Origin of the sequence: Photobacterium sp. GJ3 (assembly GCF_018199995.1) — a bacterium.
In the GTDB taxonomy this organism is placed as follows: Bacteria; Pseudomonadota; Gammaproteobacteria; order Enterobacterales; family Vibrionaceae; genus Photobacterium.
Window position 1 is genome coordinate 1,590,970 of sequence record NZ_CP073579.1, and the last position, 24,094, is coordinate 1,615,063.

Genomic DNA, 24,094 nt, shown 5'->3' on the forward strand with positions numbered 1-24,094 from the left:
CCCTGCCTGCTTTTGCAAATGCCGATCAGTTCTCATCGAGTTGATCGGCATTGTTGTCTCTGAGTCAGATAATTTTACACTTCTGCCCAGAAATCCCGGAAAAATGTCGGGCTTTTTTACACATCGGAAAATGATTTCATGAAGTGGATTGTATTTCAGTCAGATACGTTTTGGCATGCATGATGCAGTTTCATGTTGCGAACACAACTCGACATACACGGTAGGGAGCGACAACATGAAATCATTGCTGAAAACAGGGTTGCTCACCCTTGGCCTTCTCGGAGGCTCAATGAGTGTCTCGGCAGCTCAGATCGACTTTACAGAGAATCCGTATTCTGTTTTGGATGGTCAGCAGAGTGCGACCGTCGGAGACATTACTTTTTCTGCCTGGCGATACTTTCTGGATGTCAATGGCCTGTTTACTGAAGGCTCACTGATCACCGGTAACCCAAGCTGGGTTCAACTGTCTCATACACCATTGCAAGGGATTGGGGTCGATACACTTCCAATCAATCTGATCGAAGCGGTGGGTGAAGCACTGGTTGATGACGACGACAAAGTGGATGCCTGGGAATTTGTTGTCCTGAGTTTTGCTCAGCCAGTGACTGTGAACGGCATTTTCCTGAATGACTATAGTTTGCTGGAATCCGGCACGGCTTATCTGTTTGATGATGGTTTCCCAGAGCTTGAAGTGGGCCTGAACACGGATTTGCTTGGCCTGGATTCACTGCTGGATGCGCTGACACCGGATGCGCTGAACTGGGATGGCTCGTACTGGGATTTTGGTGGTGAAGATAACGTCAGCCATATCGTGATTTCAGCGGCGCTGCTATCTGATTTTTACATTGCTGGAATTGATTACACCATCGGTAATGGTGGCCCTGGGGATCCAAACCCAATTCCGGAACCAGCCAGCTTGCTGCTGCTGACCACAGGTTTGGGAATGCTTGGCTGGCGTCAGCGCCGCAAAGCAAACTCTCAACATGAGCCAGTGATGGCGTAATACCACTATCCGTAATACCTCTGTAACTCAATTGTTCCGGCGTTGCATGATGCACGCCGGTTTTTTTTATTGAATGACTGTAAGGAGTTGCATCGATATCACGAAATACTTCACAAAGAAGTGCCACATCGCAGGGAAATTTGCCTAAAATAAAAGTGTCATTTTCACGTTATTGTGATCGTGTTAACTATAAATTGTTTTAACAGAAATCAAAAAGAGAACAGGAATCACAGTTTCCACCCAGTTGGTGATACGGGTCAGTGACATTTGGGACGAGGGTAATCCGTTTATGAGTCAATCTGCGCAGGATAGGGCTGGCCGTCAGGTCGGCGTGTTATCGTTATTTCTTTCATTGTTTGTCAAACGAACACTGATCAAACTGGCTGTTTTTGCCATTATCTGGCTGATTCTGGCCAGCCAGTTTGAATGGTTTGAACATTTCACCCAGTGGGTGAGTCAGTATCATGCATTCGGTCTGGGTGCATTCATTTCTTTATTGCTTGTGTTACCCATTGCTTTGGTTGGCCTGAGCTGGCGCCGAATCCGCCAGATGACGGATGAGCTCAAAGTTGGAGAACGCGACAAAGCGGCCATGTATCAATTGGCAATGCATGATCCGCTGACCGAACTGCCCAACCGGCTCTATTTTTCTGAACAGCTGCAAAAGGCCCTGCAACATGCTGGCGACAACGATGCCTGTGTTGCTGTGCTGATGATGGATTTAAACAAATTCAAACAAATCAACGATGCGTACGGCCATATTGTCGGCGATGAACTTTTGGTTGCCACGGCGGGTCGGCTGAAACACCTGCTTCGGATGCACGATACCATTGCCCGGCTGGGTGGGGATGAGTTTGCGCTGATTCACATTGGCGGGCAGGAACCGGACGAGGCTTCCGCGCTGGCATCGCGTATCATCAAAGCGATGTCAGAGCCCTACCATATTCGGGGGCAGCAGATTCTGGCTGGCGTCAGTATCGGGATCGCGATGTCAAATCATGACATTGAGCCGGTTGATCTGCTGCGTGCTGCCGACACGGCCATGTACCGGGCGAAAATGGATGGCGGTTCGACATTCGCCTTTTTCGATACCCGGATGGACGAACAGTTGAAGCAGCGTCAGTTGCTTGAAAGAGATCTGCGTAAAGCCATCGCACAGGATTTGCTGGAACCTTATTATCAGCCGGTTTTCGACCTGAAAACCCGCCAGATTGAGGGCTTTGAGGCGCTGCTTCGCTGGCGTCACCAACGGGAAGGCATGGTTTCGTCACAGGAATTTATTCCGGTTGCTGAGGATGCCGGACTCATCCAGGTGCTGGGCGACTGGGTCATGAAGCAGGCCTGTATTGCGGCTATGGATTGGCCGGAAGACATGCGGGTGTCGGTTAACATCTCGGTGCAGCAGCTGAAACATGAAACCTTTCGTCAGACGGTGTCAAACGCGCTGTCTGAATCGGGTTTGAACCCGGCACGGCTGGAAATTGAATTTACCGCACAAACCGTGCAGCAGGATCCGCATCTGATGCGGGCAATCATGCAGGATCTGAAACATCTGGGTGTTTCGCTGGTACTGGATGATTTCGGGAACGGCAATGCGTGCCTGACCATTATGCGTGATTTCCCGTTCGATAAAGTGAAAGTGGCCCGTGCCTGTATCGGCACCTTACCGGGATCTGAGGCAAACAAAGCAATGATTCAGTCGGTGGTGGGGATGAGCGCGAGTCTGGGGATGCAGGTGGCTGTAGTCGGGATTGAAGACGAAAGCCAGCTGGCTCTGGTTTCCTCTCTGGGTTGCCGTCATGGGCAGGGGTTCCTGCTGGGGCATCCACTCAGCCGTCATGCAGCTGGGCGACTATTACTCAACCAGCCCGATCAGGCCATGGGCAGCTGATCGCTGCTGTTATTGCCGGTTTTGCTTCTGACGATACTGTTCCGGCGTGCATTGCGCATGCTTTTTAAACAAACTGATGAAGGGAGATGCCTGATGATAACCCAGCGTCAGCGCAATCTCTTTGACAGATAAACCTTTCCGCAACAAGTGCAGCGAGTAGATAAATTTTCTCCGCTGCCGCCATTCGATAAAACTCATTCCCAAAGTTTGCTGGCAGTGCCGGGCGAGTGTCCGCTCTGTGGTATGCAGTTTCTTGGCCCATTCTGCAAGCGTGGTTGGATCGGTCGGATTCTTTTCCAGCGCCCGCAACATGGGTTTCAGGAGTTTGTCTTCACTGCTCGGCAGAAACTGATCATGCACCCGCGCCTGCTGGAGCTGGTCCAGTAAAACAGCAATGAGGCGTTTGTCCGGCTCGGTTTGTGCGACTTGTAACTGGCGATTGCGTAAATCGCTGACGATAGCCTCAATGATTGGCGTCACTTCCAGCAGGCAGGGATAGGCCGGTAATTTCTGCGCCAGCGGATTCACGATGTTCATCGAGCAGTAATTCATGCTGCGGCGCATATAGCTTTCGTGTCTGATGCCGGGTGGAATCCAGATCGCGTACTGAGACGGTGAGAGAAATCGTTTTCCGTCGGCATTCAGCTCCAGAATCCCGCCACTGATCAGCTGAAGCTGCCCCCACGGATGCGTGTGCACTGGTGTGGTGGTGTGGGGTAAAAACGCCTGATGGCCGAAAAACACCTCACCGGGCGGGTTGTGATCATCAAACAAAGGGCGGTAGACGTTTTTCATGAGAGGACGGCTCTGATACGCATTCGGGACAGTTGCAAGAGTAAATGCGAGGGATCTGATTGGCAAGGGCTGAAGCGAATGCGCAGACATGCTATGCTTCGCCGCTTTGTTGAGACTCTATCAGCCACAGGTTTTGCCCTGAATGGGACTGATGAACGAATCTGGATCCATATGAATTACACCCGCATCGTTTGCTTTGATCTTGAAATGTGTTGCTGGAATGAAGACGGCAAAGCCCGCACCGGCGAAATCATTGAGATTGGCGTTGCAGAACTGAATCTGGAAAAGGGCACGATTTCACGCCGCGCACAGTATTTTGTGCAGCCGGAATCAGATGAAATCTCGCCTTTTTGCACCGAGCTGACCGGGATCAAACCTGAAGTGGTCGCACAGAACGGCAAACCGCTTGCCAGTATTCTGAAAGCCATGGAGCAAAAGTTCGGCGGACGTCATAAAATTTATGCGGCCTGGGGCCGGGACGATGCCATTTTACGCGCCGAGTGCAAAGCCAAAGGGCTGGAAGTCCCGTTCCGGGAATACCTGAATCTGGCGACTTTGTTTAAGCTGCAGCCTCACGTACAGAATAAGCGTATCGGCCTGCGTGCCGCCATGGCCATGAGCGGGCTGGAATGGGAAGGCCGTCAGCATTCCGGCTATGTGGATGCATACAACCTTGCCCGGCTGGCTCGTATGATGTTTCCCGCGCCAACGAAATAACGTACAGATCAACTGAGAGTGATCGTTTTACATTGAGTAAGAAGGACACAGAATGGATATTCAGCGTATTAACCCGACCAAACGTTGGTCAGATGTGACTGTATTTAATGGGATTGCTCACTTCGTTGAAGTGCCGGAATCCGATACCAGCGCCGATATTACCGGTCAGGCGCAACAGGTTTTCGCGCAGGCAGAAGCCATGCTCGCCAGTGCGGGCAGCGACAAGTCCCGCATCCTGTCTGTCACGATTTATATCACCGACTGGGCGAACCTGGATGCATTCAATGCCGCATGGGATGCCTGGCTGCCAGAAGGCAGCGCCCCAAGCCGCGCCTGCGTTAAAGTTGAGCTGGCCGATCCGGATTATCTGGTCGAAATCGCCTTCGTCGCCGCTGCATAATACTCGCGCCTGTCGCCCCTCGCGCGGCAGGCCCTTTCTGTGATCCCCTTTCCACTTTTATTTCTGATTTCATTATCACTACCTGAAAAGTGATTTCATCTGGTCTTTCGAACGAATTGCAATCTGCTGCATTGGTCTGGATTCAGATAAAATATGGCTGGTTTATCAACGGTTAGTGGATGTACGTGATGTCAGATTTTATTTCGAAAGTAATAAAGTATGTAAAGGCAAGTTATGACCCAATTCCAGACTATGATCGATGACAGGCCCCGCCATGCCGGTGAGGGAGCAAGATCCCGAACCGACAATGGCTTATACCGTTGAATTTGCTTGCCGGGCTGAATTGTTTCAAAGTGCGGTACGACCATTTCTGACATTGAAACTGAAAAAATCTGATGCGGAAGCAGCGATTGCACAATGGTCGCAGCGGCCTTATGGGCAACATACCTTTTACAGTTGTGCGGTGAGAGAGGATGAGCCCAAATCTCTTCGTGTCGGATGGCATGCGAGCAGCGCGGACATGCTGGCCATTGACGAGGTCTTGCCGCATGAAAAAGATGCAGTATCCGTCAACGAAGCATTTGTGCCGATCCGTCCTGCCGTTCAGGTTGGTGAACGTTTGGGATTGCCTACGGAAGGGTACCTTTATCACTTCTTAGAAGGAGAGTTGATTCAGGAATACCGTTGTATGGGAGGCAACACGCCGCGATTCAAGGCAACGCTGAGTCGTCAGGGCGAAATGAATGCTCAGACTGTCGAAACGCGGCCGGTTAACTTTATTCTGGCGTTATGGAAACGCAGCGGGCAAGTGATCACAGATCAGTACTTGCTTTATAGCCGTAATGCATTAGGTAACCATGAGATAGAAAGTGTTGACCCGGCTTTTCTGGAGCAGCATGGCGTGAAGCTGGATATGGATCAGATCATTCCTTTAACTGGGCAAGCAGGGCAACGTCAATGTCATGTCGTCACTCAGGGAGATACCTTGAGTTCAATTGCCGAACAACACCAGTTCGCTGTTGAAAAATTGCTGGCTTTGAATCCACATTGGACTGATCAGCATGAGCAACTGAAACCTGGCTTGCCGGTTTATCTGGAATCTGTCAGTACCTATAACCATGGTCATGACATCATTTACCCTGCCAGCAGCATATTACTGGACCAAGGTGTTTTTGCCATTGGCGATGCGACAAAGAAGACTGATTTCCCCGTTGTGGTGGTTGCAGAGTCACAACGCAGTCAATTTACTGCATTGAGTCCGATTCGCTATGCAATAGACACGAAGGATGAAACGGGCAAAGGAGAGCATCCGATTCCTGACTTAGAAACATTTCCTGGAGGAATGTTTAAGTCTGAACAAACGCCCTACACCTTGCGTCAGCTGCGAGATGGTTGGTTGTATGTTCTGGCTCAGAATCCGGAGACTGATGCCTGGGAAGCTCGCGAATATAAAGTCGAACAGGGCGAATTCAGGTATGTCGCTGGTGATACCGCCAAAGAACGTGAAACATCAGAGCCTCAGCCTGCTAAACCACAATTACTGTGCCCATCCGACAGGCCGATTTTCTTATCCTATGCGGTGAAGCGCTGGACCCAGCGGGTTCAGGATTTCTATGTAGACAATGAGGATGCCCGTCGGCGTGTGATGCGTGAAGTGGACTGGAATCATGCGACACATACGGCTCAAGTTGCTCTGATTGGAGATTATGTCGCGGATTTGGATCGGCTTTCAGTGTTTGACTGGAGTAGTGCAGGGCAAAACAGCCAGCAAACACAAAGCGATTTTGTGAAGCTCATTCAGACGAAAACCGTTCAGGATTTTTGTTACCAACTTCCGCTTGCGTGTGATCAGTTCATGGTTGCTTTAGATGATCCTTTCGGTGATCTGACCGATTTGTATTTGAAGTTATTGCTCCCAACGCTCGCGACCACGTTGTCTGATGAAGATCATCGAAAAACATTGGTTGCCGAGTCTATACGATCCATTGTGCGGGTCTCCATTCCAAAAGAGGATTTGCCGGAAATTGCCCCGAAAGACTGGGTAGATTTTGAACGCGCGATTGATGCCTGTCTGGAGTATTACTATTACAAAGATGTGCTTTCTCCACAGAATGATCCGACAGGTGATTTGCAAGCACTCTATGTCGGGGATCTGGAAATTGCAAGGCAGGGATATATCAAGGAGCGTGTCACGCTGACACGTTTGGGAGTGAATGAAGAAAGCTTGAAGCCCTACCTGAAAGAATATGCAGATCGACGACGCGCGCATAAAGAAGTGGATTGGAAACGGCTGGATGCATATTACAAGTCTTTTATCGACAATCAGGCGATTGCCTATCAGGAAATTGAGCGTGCATTTCCGGTTTTGGTTGATGCCTTTCATACGTTAGGTACCGAACCCTTGCATTTGGGGATTGATCTCGTAAACCCTGAACATATGGGGTATCTGATCACATTGATCTCAGACATGCTGGACGTGCTCAGCGTGACGAGTCAGCAGCGTGAAGAAGCAGAAGAAAAATTACTCAATGCGCTGGTTCAGGAACAACCGGATAACCTGTTGGCCTTGGTCCCAACCTTCTTTTCCAGTGATGTGTACCTCGAACTGGATAAATTGTTGTCTGAAGCCAGTTTGCTTCAGGCCATCAAAGGTTCGAATGTGGCGATTGGCGGGGCGATGTCGGCTTTCAATGATGTCATCGGTTTCAGTCTGGATGATCAATCCACAATACTCATAAAAACAAAAGGGCTGCTTTTACCGCTGGACCAGTTGATTGAAAGTGCGAAGGCTTCTGCGGTGATGCGAGGAGCCAAGGGAACGGCCTTGCTCAGTAAACACTTGTATAGCACGGTGGCGTTATTGTTGCGCAGCAAGAAGATAATTGCTGGCCGAAATGCGGCGATGGCAACCTGGGCTGCGCAAAAAATTGCTGAAGGTGAGATTGAAATCAACGGAAGGTTCCGCGAAGAAACACGGCGGTTGCAGCAGCGGTTTAACGATCTGTCGAAAGAATATCTTGATCTTAAGGAGACTTTAAAACACCAGACTGAAGGTTCGAAGAACTACAAGAAAACTTCGAAACGCATGGATAAGATTGCGAAAAAGCTGGCGAAACTCGTGAAGAAAACCCCCGTGTTTTTTAAAGCATATAAACAGCATGCCGGTGAAACATGGATGTATGATGCATCGAAAAGTGCCTCGGAAAAGTTCAGTGATATTGGCCGGATGGACTTAGTCGTGGCCGGCTTGAACGCGATAAATTTTCTGATCCAGATGGAAACGCTGGTCAAAATGAATGCCAACACACCTTATCCGGACACCAAACTGCAGGAACAGACAGTGGTTTACAGCGCTGCCTGGCTGGTCAACAGTACCGCGGCGATGTTGCGGGGGCTGTCGTTGAATCAGTTGCAGGGGGAAAGCAGGTTATTAGAGCGCTCTCTGAAATATATAAATTCAGAGAAAGGTATTCGGAGGTTTAGTGGCGCCCAACGTAAATTGGCAAATCAATATATTCAACGCTCCATGACTGCGGCCTTTGCTGGTGTGGTTGCCGCTGGCTTAGAAGCCTGGCAAACCGTAGAAGCCTTTAAAAAGGCTGATTTTGCAGAAGATAAAGTGGTCTTAGGTTTAAAAACGCTTGTATTAACTGGGCAGTTTTTGAGCTGGGGAGGGTTGGGTTTTAACAGCTTATTAAGCAGGGGGGTCGGTTTGGCGTTAAGCCGGGTTTTGCTAGGATGGATGGTCGCTGCAAATTTTTGGCTAGGGCTGGCTTATATGGCGATTACGGCCTACCAGATTTTATTCTATAAAACACCGATGGAAAGCTGGCTCCGGCGGTCTATTTGGGGGAAAGAACCCAAGCAGGACTGGACGGCAGCAGAGGAATATCGCGAGTTACTCAGTTTAATTAATCAACCGTCTATTCAGTCTGCTTTGGTACGACGAAGTGTTCAGACGTTGCGCAGTGACAGTGCGGCTACCGTAGTGATTGAAAGTGAACAGCAGTTTACCCTGTTTTTTCCGCGTTTACAGGAAGGTGACAGCATCGGCCTGGCGGTGAATGTCGGGCATGGCAACCAGAATGGCATGGCAAAAACAGATACGACAAATAGTCGTCATTTGAGTGCCGCAGAGCTACAGGCTGGCCGCTGGGAAAAGAAAGACGATGGTTTGTATTATCAAGTTAAACTGCCTTTTTTATTGAAACAATATATCAATTATCGGAGTAAACCTTTCTCTGAGATTGTGCAGGTTTTTGTGATTTGCATGGAAGAAGACCCTTATGCAGAAAACGATGATGAAGACATTAATAACGTGAGCACTATCTATCAGTTTCAGTTTAAACCGGGTGACCTGCCGCAGACGGAGATGGCAAAATTAAAATCTTTGTTACCCAGCCAGCATCAACTTGCCCGGATTGAGGTCAATATCGAATGAGAAAAAAATTTAAACACCTGCCTAAATGCACCGAAGCATACAAACAACAGCAGATCCAGCAGGTAGTGGAAGCGGATGTGATTTACACTTGGGAATGTAATTTAGTGCAAAAACACCGATGGGGTCAGCCAGCTTTCATGGTATTTCTGACACTGATTATGTTTTTACTGATTGATGGATATGAGAAGTATTTTCTCTTTGGAATTCCTTTGCTCATCATGATACCAGTGAGCTATTTCCTCTACCAAGCGAGCGAACGTCAACAGTGCCAATTGACGGAACACGGTATCATTGTCAGCACCGTTGAATTAGTGCCGGAAGTATTTTATGCCGCCACCCGCTATGCCGCTTATGTGGGTATTTTGGTGTGTTTGCTGGCCGTGATATTTGTTGGGCCGTTGGCTTTTGTTGGAGCTGGTGCAGGTGCTTTGATGGCTTTCAAAATGACTGGGTTTAATAATGACCCTAAAGTAAAGGTTTCTCCATTTCTGAAAGAGCTAAGATATATGATTGAGGCTGAATTTGAAGAGCCTGCATTTGAAAATGGTATTAGTCTTGTGTGTCTGAATAATATGGATATTCTTCCAGATTGGGAAAAAGATGGTCATGCGGTCGATCCCTACAAAGCGTTGCGAGATTTCCACTATGTTTCTTTTTATTCAAGTGAATCACAGTATAAGAATATCAGATTGTACCTTGAGCAAATGCTTGAGCTTGAGTCGGTTGAAGACTTTTTAGATGAACGAAGTGCTCAATCAAAAAAATAACGTCGAACTGTTATTAAATGGTGCACATCATTTGACTGTGCACCCATTTTTTATTTGAAGGCGGATTGATGAAAAAACAGTTCAAACACCTGCCCAAGTGCACGGAAGAATACAAACAGCAGCAGATTCAGCAGGTGCTTGAAGCGGACGTCATTTATGAATGGGAATGTGATTTGGTACAAGGTCTGAGATGGGTTCAAACATCCTGTGTCGTCCTGATGAGCTTTGTATTCGCTGTTTTACTGGGGGATTCATGGGGGTGGTATCTGGCATTTGGTCTGTTGGGGCTCGTTATGGGGAGCGCATCTTATTTTTTGTATCAATCAACCAAGCGTCAGCACGTAAAATTGACGGAACACGGAATCATTGTCAGCACCGTTGAATTAGTGCCGGAAGTATTTTATGTCGCCACCCGGTATGCCGCCTATGTGGGCATTGTGGTGTGTTTACTGGCCGTGATATTTGTTGGGCCGTTGGCTTTTGTCGGAGCTGGTGCAGGTGCTTTGATGGCTTTCAAAATGACTGGGTTTAATAATGACCCTAAGGTAAAGGCTTTTCCATTTTTGAAAACGCTAAAGTATACGATTTGGACTGACTTTGAAAATCCATCATTTGAAAATGGTGTAAATAGTGTCAGCTTCAAAAACATGGATCTTATGCCAAGAGAAAATGATGATGGTGATGATCTTTATGGAGAGCTGCGACGGTTCCATTGTGTCGTATATTCTTGTAATAAAGAACAACAGAAAGTCATTGAATCATGTTTGAAAGGTGTTATCTCAACAGAATCTGATGATGAGTATATGAGTAAAATAAAACGTGAGAAAAATAGTGCAGATAAAATCTCAACGTCATAGTGCTTTGTAGTGTTATGAATATCCACCATCGTTCAGGTGGTGGAAGATAGAGGTCATTCTTGAATAATGTGTAAGTTCAAACACCTGCCCAAGTGCACCGAAGCCTACAAGCAACAACAAATCCAACAAGTGTTGGATTCGGACGTGATTTATGCGTGGGAGTGCGATTTAGTGCAATCACTTCGGTGGGTGCAGCCGACCGGAGGGGTTCTGATGATTGCTATCTTCGCACTCCTCTTTGGAGATTCCTGGGGATGGTATCTTGCATTTGCGATGATGGCACTCATCATGGGAAGTGCATCTTATTTTCTGTATCAGTGCACTGAACGGCAAACAGGTCAGTTGACTCAAAACGGCATCATGATCAGTACAGTTGAAGTCGTACCAGAAGCCTTCTATGCCGCCACCCGCTATGCCGCTTATGTGGGCATTGTGGTGTGTTTACTGGCCGTGATATTTGTTGGGCCGTTGGCTTTTGTCGGAGCTGGTGCAGGTGCTTTGATGGCTTTCAAAATGACTGGGTTTAATAATGACCCTCATAGACAGGATCTTTAGCTCTAACCCCATATTTTAGATAGAAAAAAGGCTTCACTTATGATCTGATAATCGTCGCCAAACAAACAACCAGAATCAACCGTGAAGCCGATGACGATTATCTCTTTAAAAAAGCAACTGGTGCAATTCTTCGATGCCAGTTTTCTCGAAAAAACTGCAAGAAAGTGTGGTTTTACTCAGCGGGCCAGAGCAATTCAGCCTCAACAATTGGTACTCAGCCTTCTCGCGGCTTTGAGCAAGGGCAATTGCCACGCCATTGCCGACCTTCATCGCCAGTTCAACGGGATGTGTCTGAGTGAAAAGCAAAATGTGGCTTATAAGCCTTTTCATAACCAGTTGCGAAAAGATAGTTTTGCCGACTTTATGAAAGAGCTGGTCAAATTTGCAATAGTTCAGCTGTTCCAGAAGAGTTCGCGTTCAATGCCAGCAAATTTATCTCATTTCGACGATGTTATTCTGCAGGATGGCAGTTCTTTTCGAGTTCACGACGGACTTCGTGAGGTTTTTCCAAGCCGCTTCAAAAACTATCCTGCTGCGATTGAATGTCATATGACCATGTCGCTGTTTGACCAGTCACCAAAAACGATGACAGTAACGGCAGATACAGCATCTGAGCGGACGTACTTGCCCACACCTGGCAACCTAGAGAAAAAATTGCTTTTAGCCGATGCTGGCTATGTGGATTTTAGCTATTTCGAGCAACTTTCTCGTCATAACGGCCATTTTATCGTCCGTGGCGGTAAATCACTGAACCCAACAATTGTTAGTGCCCACAATGGCAATGGTCGGCGTTTACCAAGATTAATAGATATGAAACTCAAGGATATTAGCCGAAAAACTAACCGCTCCGAAGTTCTTGACCTGAGATGCAAGCGAGGAAAGTACGAGTTCCGGGTGGTGCGTCGATGGTTCGCTGAAGAAAAGCGTTTTTGTCTGTGGTTGACAAACTTGCCGACATCACAATTTTCAGCAGACGATATCATGGCGCTCTATCGGTGCCGATGGCAAATTGAGTTGCTATTCAAGGAGTTAAAGTCGCATACGAATTGGCGTCGTTTTGTAACGGCACAAAAAGCCATTGCTGAGGGGCTGATTTGGGCCAGTTTGCTAGCGCTGATTGTTCGGCGAAGTATTGCCATAACCAGCCTGCCGTCAGTATCTGTATTAAAAGCGGCAAAAAATGTTGATGTTTGGCTACTTCCAATATTGGAAAGCTTGATGCACCAAGCAAGGTCTGAAATATCAGGGCGACTGGAATGGGCTATGGTATATATATCAATGAATGCTCGCAAAGCAGCTCAGAGAAAATCCAAGAAAGACAGAACCTTAGATGGAATTTATGAAAAGCTTAATGCTTAAGGTCCTGTCTATGAATGACCCTAAGGTAAAGGTTTTTCCATTTTTGAAGGGGTTAAAATATATGTATCGGTTAGATTTTAAGGAACCTATGTATGAGAATGGTGTAACGAATATTACATATAAAAACATGGAGTTGATGGCTGACCAGAATAATAATGAAGATGACCTTTACGGTGATTTGAGAAACTTTCACTGTATCTCCTATTGTTGTAATGAATTACAGCAAAATGAAATTGAAATCCAATTGAAAGAACTGATATCGATTCAATTGATGGATGATTATTTCCGAGAGATTGATGGCCTAGCTTAATTGTCTTTTTTTTGACTAAGTTAAACGATATCAATAGTTGGTAGTTATAAACTTTATATGAATGAATTTAAACACCTGCCTAAGTGCACGGAAGAATACAAACAGCAGCAGATTCAGCAGGTGCTGGAAGCGGATGTGATTTATGAATGGGAATGCGATTTGGTGCAGCGGTTACGTTATATACAACCCTGTGTGATGGGGGCCATGTGTCTGCTTGCACTTTTGGTCGTTGATGGTTACGAAAAGTATTTTATTTTTCTCCCTGTCATGGCCATCATGATGCCAGTGAGTTACTTTCTGTTTCAGGCGAGCGAACGTCAACAGGGCCAATTGACGGAACACGGTATCATTGTCAGCACCGTTGAGTTAGTGCCGGAAGTATTTTATGCCGCCACCCGCTATGCCGCCTATGTGGGCATTGTGGTGTGTTTACTGGCCGTGATATTTGTTGGGCCGTTGGCTTTTGTAGGGGCAGGTGCAGGCGCTTTAATGGCTTTCAAAATGACTGGGTTTAATAATGACCCTAAAGTAAAGGTTTTTCCATTTTTGAAAACACTAAAGTATACGATTTGGACTGACTTTGAAAATCCATCATTTGAAAATGGTGTAAATAGTGTCAGCTTCAAAAACATGGATCTTATGCCAAGAGAAAATGATGATGGTGATGATCTTTATGGAGAGCTGCGACGGTTCCATTGTGTCGTATATTCTTGTAATAAAGAACAACAGAAAGTCATTGAATCATGTTTGAAAGGTGTTATCTCAACAGAATCTGATGATGAGTATATGAGTAAAATAAAACGTGAGAAAAATAGTGCAGATAAAATCTCAACGTCATAGTGCTTTGTAGTGTTATGAATATCCACCATCGTTCAGGTGGTGGAAGATAGAGGTCATTCTTGAATAATGTGTAAGTTCAAACACCTGCCCAAGTGCACGGAAGAATACAAACAACAGCAGATTCAGCAGGTGCTGGAAGCGGACGTGATTTATGCGTGGGAATGCGATTTAGTACCATCACTTCGGTGGGTGCAGCCGACCGGAGGGGTTCTGATGATTGCTATCTTCGCACTCCTCTTTGGAGATTCCTGGGGATGGTATCTTGCATTTGCGATGATGGCACTCATCATGGGAAGCGCATCTTATTTTCTGTATCAGTGCACTGAACGGCAAACAGGTCAGTTGACTCAAAACGGCATCATGATCAGTACAGTTGAAGTCGTACCAGAAGTGTGCTTACTGGCTGTGATATTTGTTGGTCCGTTGGCTTTTGTAGGGGCTGGCGCAGGCGCTCTGATGGCCTTTAAGATGACCGGATTTAATCATTCGCCGAAGGTTGAGGTTTTTCCTTTTTTGAATGGTCTCCGATATATGATTCGTGAGGAATTTGAAGAATCAATGTATGAAGGTGGGATTGGTTTAGTGACATTGAAAAACATGGATATCATGCCTGATTTCCTGGCAGATGAAAATGCGCCAGATCCTTATCATCCATTACGTAACTTTCACTGTATTCTCTATTACTTCGATGCGATTCAGCAACAGGAAATTCGTCCTTATCTTGACGAAATCATGGAAATTGAATCGGCAAGAGATTTTTTACAAGCAAGACGGGATCAAAATAAATCAAATTGAGATTCAAAGGTAACTCACAGAAATCATTGGCCTGATTGAGTGGATTGGACTGTGATTGAATTCAATAGACGCGTGAATCTCTGTCTTTCATTGAAAATGGTTCTGTGCTTCAACGATCTAAAATTTGTTTCGTATCTTTTCTTTTATGAACATGCTTGATATAGGTGATCGTCTTTGAATTGTACGGATATCAGGGTGGGTCTTGAAAAAATTGATTTTTCTTTCTCTGGGCGCGATCGCTGCCTCGTTTTACATTCAAAACTATGTGGATATGAGTGATTTTCGCTGGGTTCAAATTTCGAGTCAGCAGGACTGGCCCGAAAACGAACCCAGTGCACAGGGTTTTGATGAAGATAAGTTGGTTTCACTTCATCAATTTGTCAGTCGCAGTCAGCGGAAGCATGTTCACTCGCTGCTGATTGCCAAAAACGGCCAGTTGGTGTTTGAACAATATTATCAGGCTGCGAATACGCCAACCGGCACCCCAATGCCAACACATTATCCGCCGGGCCCGGATACCTCCCATCAGATGCGCTCAGTGACAAAAACAGTGACAGCGACTTTGATCGGTCGACTTTTACAGTCTGGTGATATTCCGGATCTCAAGCAGCCACTGTTCAGTTATTTTCAGCAGGAGGCCATTGCTGACCGGGAGCGCAAATCGGAAGTCACGCTAGAAAATGCACTGATGTTCAATGTTGGGCTGGATTGGATGGAATGGGGGGTTCAGAACAGCGATGCCATGAAAATGTGGTTATCGCCCGATCCTTATACATATATTCTCAATCGACCCATGGCTTTTCCACCCGGTGAAACCTTTATTTATCAGGGGGGTGCCAGTGTTTTGTTAGGCGGTGTGATTGAACGGGTTTCTGGACAGAATTTACGTGATTACGCGGAACAAGCTTTGTTTGGTCCGTTAAACATCACAAATTATGACTGGTTTGCGCATGAAAGAACGGGACAGTACTTAGGGTCCTCAGGTTTGTATCTGCGAACCCGTGATTTAGCCAAACTGGGCCAGCTTTATTTAAATCAGGGGGAGTGGCAGGGTCAGCAACTGCTCGATCCGCAATGGGTTGAACAGAGCTTTACTCCGCGTGGTAAGTTCTGGTCGTGGAAGTCGATTGAATATGGTTATCACTGGTGGTTGCCGGATATTCGTGTCGATGGACGGAAAGTGACGATTGCAGGGATGCGTGGCAGTGGCGGCCAGGAAATGTTTGTGGTTCCGGAGCATCAACTGATCTTTGCCATGACTTCAGGGGCCTATCTCAATCAGGATGAAGATTACCCGTTGCAGCTCTTGGCCGAGTATATCTTACCGGCACTTGGACTCCAGAATGTCGAGTATGTTGCTGAAAGTCGGTGAGGACAGAGATCAGGCTTTTCAATTGTGATGGCGTGTTTTGATCCGCCGATTAACGCAGGATCGTTCTTTCCCATCATCTCGAAACAGTGACCGATATCATTGATATTGAGGTATTTTTATGGGTTATTGATACCTTAATGAAATTTACCGGTGTACGCAGTATTCAGGACGGCAATGGGTTGATGGATGCAAGGCGCCCCTGAAATGAATGTTGTTGCGTCACAGGGATGGAAAAGGAAGAACGCGTTGAAAGGATTCGGATTTGACCTGCGCTCGCTTGAGGTGTTTGTCGCGACGGCACAAAGCGGCAACATGACGATGGCGGCCACACAGCTGGGGCTGACACAGTCTTCGGTGTCGCAAACCCTCTCGGCATTGGAACAAAACCTCAAGGTGATGCTGCTGGATCGCAGTGTCCGGCCTGTAGAGCTGACTGTGGCGGGGCGATACTTTTATGACCAATCCTGCCATTTGCTGGCGGAAGCCGAGAAAACCCATGGTGTGATGACCAAAGGCAGTTTTCAGAAACTGCACCTGCTGCGAGTCGCCATGGTGGACTCGCTGGCCACGTCACTTGGCCAGCCTCTGGTGGAAGTGATCAAACGCCATAGTGAAAACTGGTGTATCAGTACCGGCCGCTCGCATATGCATGCCCAGGCGCTGTTGTCGCGGAATGTGGATATCATTATTTCTGATGATGCGCTGGATAATAACGAGCACCTCAGCCGCCACCGTATTCTGCGTGAACCTTTCGTGCTGGTGATTCCCAGCCAGTTTGCCCATCAGATTCAGAACTTGCATCAGGCAATCAGTCAGTTGGATTTTGTCCGATATACCGCAGATTCACTGATCGGTGCGACGATTGAGCGCTATCTGCGGCGATTGGACCTCAGTATTCCTATCCGGATGCAACTCGATAATACCTTCGCTGTGCTTTCCAGTGTGGCTGCTGGCTTGGGCTGGACCATCACCACGCCGCTCTGCCTGTTTCAGTGCGGGCTGACACGGGAAAAACTGACGTGCCTGCCTCTGCCGCGGGATGAACCATTTTTCAGGAATCTGACGCTGGTCAGCCGGCATCATGAGCTGGGGAATCTGCCTCAGATTCTGGCGCAGGACAGCCGCCAGATTATCAGCGAGCGCTTTTTACCGCAAATTCGCGATGCCTTGCCCTGGCTGGACAAAGAACTCTATGCGGGATGAGTTATTCCGAGTGAATCTCATCGGCTTTATTGCGTGCGAGAAGTTTTTTTAACGTCACGGGTTCCCCGCCTGCGCGGGGACGACGGGGGAGGTGGGGACGATACCTCAACTTCACCTATGTTTTTATATTTTAAATCAACTGTTTACTGTCATTTCCGCGAAGGCGGGAATCCACAGAGCACGGTATCAGAGCGTTACACGGAGTGAATGTGATCGGCTTTATTGCGTGCGAGAAGTTTTTTTACGTCACGGGTTCCCCGCCTGCGCGGGGACGACGGGGAGGTGGGGACGACATCTCAAGTTACAGTGATATTTTTGTGTTTAAAATCATCTGCTTACCGTCATTCCCGCGCAGGCGGGAATCCACAGGGCACGGCAACAGAGCGTTACACGGAGTGAATTTGATCGGCTTTATTGCGTGCGAGAAGTCTTTTTAACGTCACTGGTTCCCCGCCTGCGCGGGGACGACGGGGGAAGTGGGGACGACACCTCAAGTTTTACTTATGTTTTTATATTTTAAATCAACTATTTACCGTCATTCCCGCGAAGGCGGGAATCCACAGGGCACGGCATCAGAGCGTTACACGGAGTGAATGTGATCGGCTTTATTGCGTGCGAGAAGTTTTTTTAACGTCACGGGTTCCCCGCCTGCGCGGGGACGACGGGGGAGGTGGGGACGACATCTCAAGTTACAGTGATATTTTTGTATTTAAAATCATCTGCTTACTGTCATTCCCGCGAAGGCGGGAATCCACAGAGCACGGCATCAGAGCGTTACACGGAGTGAATCTCATCGGCTTTATTGCGTGTGGGAAGTCTTTTTAACGTCACGGGTTCCCCGCCTGCGCGGGGACGACGGGGGAAGCGGGGACGACACCTCAATTTCACCTATGTTTTTATATTTTAAATCAACTCTTTACCGTCATTCCCGCGCAGGCGGGAATCCACAGGGCACGGTATCAGAGCGTTACACGGAGTGAATTTGATCGGCTTTATTGCGTGCGGGAAGTTTTTTTAACGTCACTGGTTCCCGCCTGCGCGGGGACGACGGGGGGAAGCGGGGGACGACAGGACAAGTGAGACCGACGGATGAATAGTGAGGGCGACAGGGAGAAAAAGGCCAACATGTTTGTGTTTCAATTCAATGGATTAATGTCATCCCGACACCGTCGGGCAACCATACTATTAAGAAAATTTATACCCCATTGTTAGCAGAACTGATTCTTGTTGCCGGGGGTTGAACAGCGCCTTTAAGTTAACAACTGATTAACAACAATAAGCGTTTTGACCCGATTGACGTTGAAGAGGATCCGTTATGTCTGACAGCAACACACAAGCAGTCGAAAGTAACACCGTCTCTGACGATTATTTGAATCAGCGACAGCTCAAAAAAGGAGTCGCTGGCTGGGTTTTACTGGCCAGTCTGGGGGTGTCATATGTGATTTCCGGCGATTTTGCCGGTTGGAACTTTGGTCTGGAGCGTGCCGGATTTGGCGGCATGCTGCTGGCAACGCTCGTGATGGGATTGATGTATTTATGCCTGATTCTCAGTCTGGCGGAAATGTCATCTTCCATCCCGACCGCAGGCGGGGGGTACAGTTTTGCCCGTCGGGCCATGGGGCCGTGGGGCGGGTTTCTGACGGGCACAGCCATTTTGCTGGAATATGCCATTGCCCCTGCCGCCATCGCGATTTTCATTGGTGGTTATGTGAATGAACTGATTGGGATTGATGGCCCGATCGTTTATGCCGCCTTCTATTGCGTGTTTGTGGGCATTCACTTATGGGGTGCAGGGGAAGCCTTGCGGATCATGATGGGCATTACGCTGCTCGCCGTAATTGCCATTATTGTGTTTGCCTTTGGCATGCTGCCGCACTTCGACATCAACAACCTTTTTGATATTCCAGTTCGTGCTGATGTTGCCGGTGCCAGTGCTTTCCTGCCAGAGGGCTACCTTGGGATCTGGGCTGCGCTGCCGTTTGCCATGTGGCTGTTTCTGGCTGTTGAAGGGGTTCCGCTGGCCGCAGAAGAAGCGACCAATCCAGCCAAGGATATGCCACGCGGTATCATTGCGTCGATGCTGATTCTGATTGTCTTTGCTGCCATTGTACTGATTCTGGTGCCTGGGGGTGCAGGTGCCGAGGCCATGAAATCACACAGTGCACCACTGGTCGGGGCATTGCAAGCTGTCTACGGGACTGATTCTGTGGCCGCGAAGTTCGTGAACGTTGTCGGCCTGTTTGGCTTAATTGCCAGCTTTTTCTCCATTATCTACGCCTATTCGCGTCAGGTGTTTGCCTTGTCCCGTGCCGGTTATCTGCCGCGATTCCTGTCGCTTTCCGGCGAGCGCAAAGTGCCGGTCTGGGCGCTGATTGTTCCCGGCGTGATTGGCTTTTTGTTGTCCCTGTCCGGCGAGGGTGATCTGATGATCACCATGGCCGTGTTCGGTGCCACTGTGTCTTACGCGCTGATGAGCCTGTCGCACATTCTGCTGCGCCGGAAAGAACCGGACCTGGCGCGTCCTTACCGAACGCCGGGTGGCACCCTGACTTCCGGCATTGCGCTGGTGCTGTCGCTGGTGGCACTGGCCTCGACCTTTGTGGTCAGCCTTCAGGCGGCGCTGTGGTCGGCCCTGTTCTATGCCGTCATGCTGTCTTACTTCGCGTTCTACAGCCGCCACCGGATTGTTGCGAATGCACCGGAAGAAGAGTTTGACCTGATCTCCAGCGCGGAATCTGAACTCAGTTAATTCACACCCAGACTCAGGAACGAGTGACTTAAACAAAAGAGGTATACATGGAAGCCAGAGAAGTGAAGACAATCGCAGATGCGATGGCCATCGTTGAAGCGCGTGGCCTGACACATGTCAAAGTTGGCCTGTTCGACAATGACGGCATCATGCGCGGGAAATATATGTCGAAGTCGAAATTCTTTTCCTCGCTGGAAAATGGATTTGCCTTTTGTGACGTGGTGCTGGGATGGGATTCTAAAGATCAGCTTTATGACAATACCACTTATACCGGCTGGCACACCGGCTATCCGGATGCGCCGGTTAAAATTCTGCCGCAGACCTGCCGCGAGGTCTACGAAGAGCCGGGGATGTTGTTGTTCATTGCCGAATTTGCCGAGGCCGCGGAGCAGGTTTGCCCGAGAGGCGCATTGCGCCGGGTGCTGCAGCAAGCGGATGAAATGGGATTTGAGGTGTTTTCGGCGCTGGAGTACGAATTTTTTGTCTTCAACGAAACGCCTCACTCTGCACGTGAAAAAGGATTCCGCAATCTGGAAACCATTACGCCGGACTGGTTTGGCTATTCGATGATCCGGAACTCGGTTCATTCGAACCTGTATCAGGCCATTCTTGAAATGGGCGAACAGATGGACTTCCCGATTGAAGGGATCCACTCAGAAACGGGGCCGGGTGTGCTGGAAGCGGCACTGGCCGTTGATGGTGCAGAGGCGGCCGCCGACAAAGCGGCGCTGTTCAAAACCTTCATGAAGGTGCTGGCGCAGAAGCGGGATCTGATGGCGACCTTTATGGCGAAATGGTCCGGCGATTATCCGGGCCAGAGTGGTCATATTCACGTTTCGCTGAAAAACAAAGATGGTTCTTCAGCGTTTTACGATCCCACGCAAACCCACAACATGAGCAAGATTCAGCGTCATTTTCTGGCCGGGCAACAACGGCTGATGCCGGAATTTCTCTGCCTGATTGCGCCGACCATTAACAGCTATACTCGGATGATTCCCGGTTACTGGGCACCTACCGATGCCACCTGGGGTGTGGAAAACCGAACCACAGCGCTGCGGGTGATCCCCGGCAGTGAGAAATCACAGCGGATTGAACACCGGTTAGGTGCAGCGGATGCCAATCCGTATCTGGCGCTGGCCGCGGCCGTGGCTTCTGGTCTGTACGGCATCATGCAGCAATGGGAACCGTTTGAGCAGGTGAAAGGCAATGCGTATGAACAGACGCATGCACCAGAGCTGCAATTACCCCGCACCCTGTGGGATGCCGCGCAGCGATTCAGGCAGTCGGAAGCGGCTCGTACTATGTTTGGAGATGAGTTCGTCGATCACTTCGCGGCCAGCCGGGAGTGGGAAGAGCGAGAATTCAGAAAACATGTGACGGATTGGGAAATGGACCGCTATTTCGAAATCATTTAAGGCCCACGGAGCGAAAGGAAGACCCGTAATGACAAACATGCAACAGACGATTTCGCCGGTTGACGGCAGCGTATATGTCACCCGGCCACTGGCAACAGCGGCCGAGATTCAGCAGACGCTGGCGCAGGCCAGCAATGCGCAGAAACACTGGGCCAACACGGAACTGTCCGAGCGGAAAGCGATCTGCCTCAAAGCCGTTGAATGGTTTGAAGCCAACCGGGATGTGATTGGCGAGGAGATCTGCTGGCAGATGGGACGGCCGATTCGTTTCGCCAAAGGCGAAGTGGGCGGCCTGGCTGAGCGTGCCCGTTTTATGATTGAAGCCAGTGAAACGGCGCTGGCCCCGATCACACTGCCGGAAAAACCGGGCTTTACCCGTTACATCACCCGTGAACCTGTGGGTGTGGTTGCCGTGATCGCGCCGTGGAATTATCCGTACCTGACCGCGGTGAACAGTATTGTGCCAGCCCTGCTGGCCGGGAACAGTGTGATTCTGAAACACTCCGCGCAAACGCCTTTGTGTGCGGAACGATTTCAAGCAGCCTTTGAGGCTGCCGGATTGCCTGAAGGCGTTTTTCAGGTGCTGCATCTGAGTCACGACAGCACCACGGCCCTGATTCAGTCGGCGCAGGTGGATTACGTCGCCTTTACCGGCTCGGTCCCTGCCGGGGCGCATGTGGAGCAGGCCGCTGCCGGGCGCTTTATCGGGGTGGGACTGGAACTGGGTGGCAAAGACCCGGCCTACATTCGCGCCGATGCCAATCTGGATGTTGCGGCGGAAACGGCCATTGACGGTGCGTTTTTCAACAGCGGTCAGTCCTGCTGTGGCATCGAGCGGATTTATGTTCATGAATCCGTTCATGATGCTTTCGTCGAGAAAGCGGTCGCCATCGTCAACCAGTACCGGCTGGGACGTTCTGATGATCCGGAAACGACGCTGGGGCCACTGGTTCGGACCAGCGCTGCTGAGTTTGTCCGCGAGCAGATTCAGGAAGCGGTCGCACAGGGCGCGGTCGCGCAGATTGATGAAACCCGTTTTCCGCTCAGCAAACCGGGCACGCCTTATCTTGCGCCGCAAATCCTGACCCAGGTGGATCACACGATGCGGGTGATGCATGAAGAATCATTCGGGCCTGTGGTCGGCATCATGAAGGTCAGCAGTGATGAAGAAGCGATTGCGCTGATGAACGACAGCGATTTCGGGCTGACAGCCAGCCTGTTCACGCAGGATATTGAGCGCGGCATTGCACTGGGTGAACAGCTTGAAACCGGCACCTTTTTTATCAATCGCTGCGACTATCTCGATCCGGGACTGGCGTGGACCGGCGTGAAGCAATCCGGCCGTGGTTGTACCTTGTCGGTACTGGGCTTTGATGCCCTGACCCGTCCGAAATCTTTCCATATCAAAACACTGGCTTAAACCGGCACAAAGGAGCGCAAGATGGCTTTACAAGGAAACTGGAATTATCCGACGCCGATGACTGTTGGTGCAGGCTGTTTGGATCAAATCGCGTCAGCCTGCCGCGGCGCCGGGATCAGCCGGGCGTTGCTGGTGACAGATCCCGGTCTGGCTGAATTACCGATGGTGACAAAAACCGTGGCACTGTGCCGGGAAGCCGGTATTGGCTGCGAAGTCTTCAGCAAAATCCAGGGCAACCCGACCGGAGAGAATGTTGAGGACGGACTGGCGGTATACCGTCAGGGCGGGTTCGATGGCGTGATTGCCTTTGGGGGCGGTTCCAGTCTGGACGCGGCCAAAGCCATCGCCCTGATGGCGGGTCAGGCCCTGCCTCTGTGGGCTTTTGAAGATGTCGAAGACAACTGGCAGCAGGCCAATGCCGAGGCCATCGCTCCTGTGATTGCGATTCCGACCACGGCAGGCACCGGGTCTGAGGTGGGCCGCGCATCGGTCATTACCGATAGCGCAAATCATGTGAAGAAAATTATCTTCCATCCCAAGATGCTGCCGGTCCGGGTTTTGCTTGATCCGCTGGTGACAACGGGCCTGCCACCGCATATCACCGCGGCAACCGGCATGGATGCACTGTCGCATAATCTGGAGGCTTACTGTGCGACCAGTTATCACCCCATGGCGGAAGGCATTGCGCTGGAAGGAATTCGTCTGATCAAAACTTATCTGCCGCAGGCGGTTGCCCTGGGGGACGATCTGGAAGCGCGCACCCAAATGCTGGTGGCATCCAGCATGGGGGCGACGGCGTTTCAGCGCGGGTTGGGCGGCATGCACGCCATCGCGCATACGCTGGGCGCCTTGTACAACAAACATCATGGGCTGCTCAATGCCATTCTGATGCCCTATGTTCTGGCGGCAAACCGCAGTGTGATTGAAGACAAGATCACGCATCTGGCCCGGTATCTTGATTTGCCGGAACCGGGTTTTGACAGCTTCCTGAACTGGATCCTGGATTTCCGCGCCGCTTTGAATATCCCGCATACACTGGCCGAGATTGATATCACGGTTGAAGAAGCCGGACAGGTGGGGGAAATGGCCGTGCAGGATCCGTCCGCCGGGGGCAATCCGATTGAATTTTCTGCGGAAGTATACAGCCAGATCTTTGTCGATGCAGTGACTGGCCGACTGACCACAGCGAGAGTCTGAGGAGACAC

Annotated in this window: 19 protein-coding genes; 18 read left to right on the top strand and 1 reads right to left on the bottom strand. The window is 49.4% G+C overall.

Annotated elements, in window-relative coordinates:
* The first annotated feature begins 235 nt into the window (after nucleotides 1-235).
* Nucleotides 236-1,003, top strand: a complete 768-nt coding sequence (locus KDD30_RS23885) for a PEP-CTERM sorting domain-containing protein (RefSeq protein ID WP_211651098.1) — start codon at nucleotides 236-238, stop codon at nucleotides 1,001-1,003.
* 289 nt (nucleotides 1,004-1,292) lie between these two features.
* Nucleotides 1,293-2,894, top strand: coding sequence for a bifunctional diguanylate cyclase/phosphodiesterase (locus KDD30_RS23890; protein ID WP_211651099.1), 1,602 nt, complete (start codon nucleotides 1,293-1,295; stop codon nucleotides 2,892-2,894).
* A 9-nt stretch (nucleotides 2,895-2,903) separates the two neighbouring features.
* Here the strand turns inward: KDD30_RS23890 and KDD30_RS23895 are convergent, their stop codons facing one another.
* Nucleotides 2,904-3,689: a helix-turn-helix domain-containing protein gene (locus KDD30_RS23895; protein ID WP_211651100.1), complete on the bottom strand. Its 786-nt coding sequence runs from the start codon at nucleotides 3,687-3,689 to the stop codon at nucleotides 2,904-2,906.
* A 171-nt stretch (nucleotides 3,690-3,860) separates the two neighbouring features.
* Here KDD30_RS23895 and KDD30_RS23900 point away from each other — a divergent pair, with 171 nt between their 5' ends.
* The 16 genes from KDD30_RS23900 to KDD30_RS23975 all read left to right on the top strand — a co-directional run bounded on the left by KDD30_RS23900 (nucleotide 3,861) and on the right by KDD30_RS23975 (nucleotide 24,086).
* The gene (locus KDD30_RS23900) at nucleotides 3,861-4,406 is read left to right on the top strand and encodes a 3'-5' exonuclease (RefSeq protein ID WP_211651963.1); all 546 of its coding nucleotides are present in this window, start codon (nucleotides 3,861-3,863) and stop codon (nucleotides 4,404-4,406) included.
* 52 nt (nucleotides 4,407-4,458) lie between these two features.
* Nucleotides 4,459-4,806: a RidA family protein gene (locus tag KDD30_RS23905; protein WP_211651101.1), complete on the top strand. Its 348-nt coding sequence runs from the start codon at nucleotides 4,459-4,461 to the stop codon at nucleotides 4,804-4,806.
* Between the two features lie 307 nt (nucleotides 4,807-5,113).
* Nucleotides 5,114-9,247: a LysM peptidoglycan-binding domain-containing protein gene (locus tag KDD30_RS23910; protein WP_211651102.1), complete on the top strand. Its 4,134-nt coding sequence runs from the start codon at nucleotides 5,114-5,116 to the stop codon at nucleotides 9,245-9,247.
* On the top strand, nucleotides 9,244-10,014 hold the full coding sequence (locus KDD30_RS23915; protein ID WP_211651103.1) for a hypothetical protein: 771 nt from the start codon (nucleotides 9,244-9,246) through the stop codon (nucleotides 10,012-10,014). Before KDD30_RS23910 ends, KDD30_RS23915 begins: the two co-directional genes overlap by 4 nt.
* A 68-nt stretch (nucleotides 10,015-10,082) precedes the next feature.
* Entirely contained in the window at nucleotides 10,083-10,871 is a 789-nt protein-coding gene (locus KDD30_RS23920; protein WP_211651104.1) for a hypothetical protein, read from the top strand.
* 66 nt (nucleotides 10,872-10,937) lie between these two features.
* Nucleotides 10,938-11,426 carry a hypothetical protein gene (locus KDD30_RS23925; RefSeq protein ID WP_211651105.1) on the top strand — a complete coding sequence of 163 codons (489 nt, stop codon included), beginning with the start codon at nucleotides 10,938-10,940 and terminating at the stop codon, nucleotides 11,424-11,426.
* 90 nt (nucleotides 11,427-11,516) lie between these two features.
* Nucleotides 11,517-12,785 carry an IS4 family transposase gene (locus KDD30_RS23930; protein WP_211646538.1) on the top strand — a complete coding sequence of 423 codons (1,269 nt, stop codon included), beginning with the start codon at nucleotides 11,517-11,519 and terminating at the stop codon, nucleotides 12,783-12,785.
* A gap of 10 nt (nucleotides 12,786-12,795) precedes the next feature.
* On the top strand, nucleotides 12,796-13,095 hold the full coding sequence (locus KDD30_RS23935; protein ID WP_211651106.1) for a hypothetical protein: 300 nt from the start codon (nucleotides 12,796-12,798) through the stop codon (nucleotides 13,093-13,095).
* A 57-nt stretch (nucleotides 13,096-13,152) separates the two neighbouring features.
* Nucleotides 13,153-13,935 (top strand): hypothetical protein, encoded by a 783-nt coding sequence (locus KDD30_RS23940; protein ID WP_211651107.1) that lies wholly within the window; start codon nucleotides 13,153-13,155, stop codon nucleotides 13,933-13,935.
* Nucleotides 13,936-14,001: 66 nt separating this feature from the next.
* The gene (locus KDD30_RS23945) at nucleotides 14,002-14,730 is read left to right on the top strand and encodes a hypothetical protein (RefSeq protein WP_211651108.1); all 729 of its coding nucleotides are present in this window, start codon (nucleotides 14,002-14,004) and stop codon (nucleotides 14,728-14,730) included.
* Between the two features lie 202 nt (nucleotides 14,731-14,932).
* The gene (locus tag KDD30_RS23950; protein ID WP_211651109.1) at nucleotides 14,933-16,102 is read left to right on the top strand and encodes a serine hydrolase; all 1,170 of its coding nucleotides are present in this window, start codon (nucleotides 14,933-14,935) and stop codon (nucleotides 16,100-16,102) included.
* A 246-nt stretch (nucleotides 16,103-16,348) separates the two neighbouring features.
* Complete coding sequence (locus KDD30_RS23955) at nucleotides 16,349-17,305, top strand: LysR family transcriptional regulator (RefSeq protein ID WP_211651110.1); 957 nt, start codon at nucleotides 16,349-16,351, stop codon at nucleotides 17,303-17,305.
* A 1,315-nt stretch (nucleotides 17,306-18,620) separates the two neighbouring features.
* On the top strand, nucleotides 18,621-20,054 hold the full coding sequence (gene eat / locus KDD30_RS23960; protein WP_211651111.1) for an ethanolamine permease: 1,434 nt from the start codon (nucleotides 18,621-18,623) through the stop codon (nucleotides 20,052-20,054).
* A 47-nt stretch (nucleotides 20,055-20,101) separates the two neighbouring features.
* Complete coding sequence (locus KDD30_RS23965) at nucleotides 20,102-21,469, top strand: glutamine synthetase family protein (RefSeq protein WP_211651112.1); 1,368 nt, start codon at nucleotides 20,102-20,104, stop codon at nucleotides 21,467-21,469.
* A gap of 28 nt (nucleotides 21,470-21,497) precedes the next feature.
* Nucleotides 21,498-22,889 carry an aldehyde dehydrogenase family protein gene (locus KDD30_RS23970; RefSeq protein ID WP_211651113.1) on the top strand — a complete coding sequence of 464 codons (1,392 nt, stop codon included), beginning with the start codon at nucleotides 21,498-21,500 and terminating at the stop codon, nucleotides 22,887-22,889.
* Between the two features lie 21 nt (nucleotides 22,890-22,910).
* Complete coding sequence (locus KDD30_RS23975; protein WP_211651114.1) at nucleotides 22,911-24,086, top strand: iron-containing alcohol dehydrogenase; 1,176 nt, start codon at nucleotides 22,911-22,913, stop codon at nucleotides 24,084-24,086.
* Nucleotides 24,087-24,094 lie beyond the last annotated feature (8 nt).

Excerpts from the sequence above, each read along its gene's own strand:
- KDD30_RS23885 (WP_211651098.1), top strand. The coding sequence starts at position 236 with ATGAAATCATTGCTGAAAACAGGGTTGCTCACCCTTGGCCTTCTCGGA.
- KDD30_RS23890 (WP_211651099.1), top strand. The coding sequence starts at position 1,293 with ATGAGTCAATCTGCGCAGGATAGGGCTGGCCGTCAGGTCGGCGTGTTA.
- KDD30_RS23895 (WP_211651100.1), bottom strand. The coding sequence starts at position 3,689 with ATGAAAAACGTCTACCGCCCTTTGTTTGATGATCACAACCCGCCCGGT.
- KDD30_RS23900 (WP_211651963.1), top strand. The coding sequence starts at position 3,861 with ATGAATTACACCCGCATCGTTTGCTTTGATCTTGAAATGTGTTGCTGG.
- KDD30_RS23905 (WP_211651101.1), top strand. The coding sequence starts at position 4,459 with ATGGATATTCAGCGTATTAACCCGACCAAACGTTGGTCAGATGTGACT.
- KDD30_RS23910 (WP_211651102.1), top strand. The coding sequence starts at position 5,114 with ATGGCTTATACCGTTGAATTTGCTTGCCGGGCTGAATTGTTTCAAAGT.
- KDD30_RS23915 (WP_211651103.1), top strand. The coding sequence starts at position 9,244 with ATGAGAAAAAAATTTAAACACCTGCCTAAATGCACCGAAGCATACAAA.
- KDD30_RS23920 (WP_211651104.1), top strand. The coding sequence starts at position 10,083 with ATGAAAAAACAGTTCAAACACCTGCCCAAGTGCACGGAAGAATACAAA.
- KDD30_RS23925 (WP_211651105.1), top strand. The coding sequence starts at position 10,938 with ATGTGTAAGTTCAAACACCTGCCCAAGTGCACCGAAGCCTACAAGCAA.
- KDD30_RS23930 (WP_211646538.1), top strand. The coding sequence starts at position 11,517 with ATGACGATTATCTCTTTAAAAAAGCAACTGGTGCAATTCTTCGATGCC.
- KDD30_RS23935 (WP_211651106.1), top strand. The coding sequence starts at position 12,796 with ATGAATGACCCTAAGGTAAAGGTTTTTCCATTTTTGAAGGGGTTAAAA.
- KDD30_RS23940 (WP_211651107.1), top strand. The coding sequence starts at position 13,153 with ATGAATGAATTTAAACACCTGCCTAAGTGCACGGAAGAATACAAACAG.
- KDD30_RS23945 (WP_211651108.1), top strand. The coding sequence starts at position 14,002 with ATGTGTAAGTTCAAACACCTGCCCAAGTGCACGGAAGAATACAAACAA.
- eat (WP_211651111.1), top strand. The coding sequence starts at position 18,621 with ATGTCTGACAGCAACACACAAGCAGTCGAAAGTAACACCGTCTCTGAC.
- KDD30_RS23965 (WP_211651112.1), top strand. The coding sequence starts at position 20,102 with ATGGAAGCCAGAGAAGTGAAGACAATCGCAGATGCGATGGCCATCGTT.
- KDD30_RS23970 (WP_211651113.1), top strand. The coding sequence starts at position 21,498 with ATGACAAACATGCAACAGACGATTTCGCCGGTTGACGGCAGCGTATAT.
- KDD30_RS23975 (WP_211651114.1), top strand. The coding sequence starts at position 22,911 with ATGGCTTTACAAGGAAACTGGAATTATCCGACGCCGATGACTGTTGGT.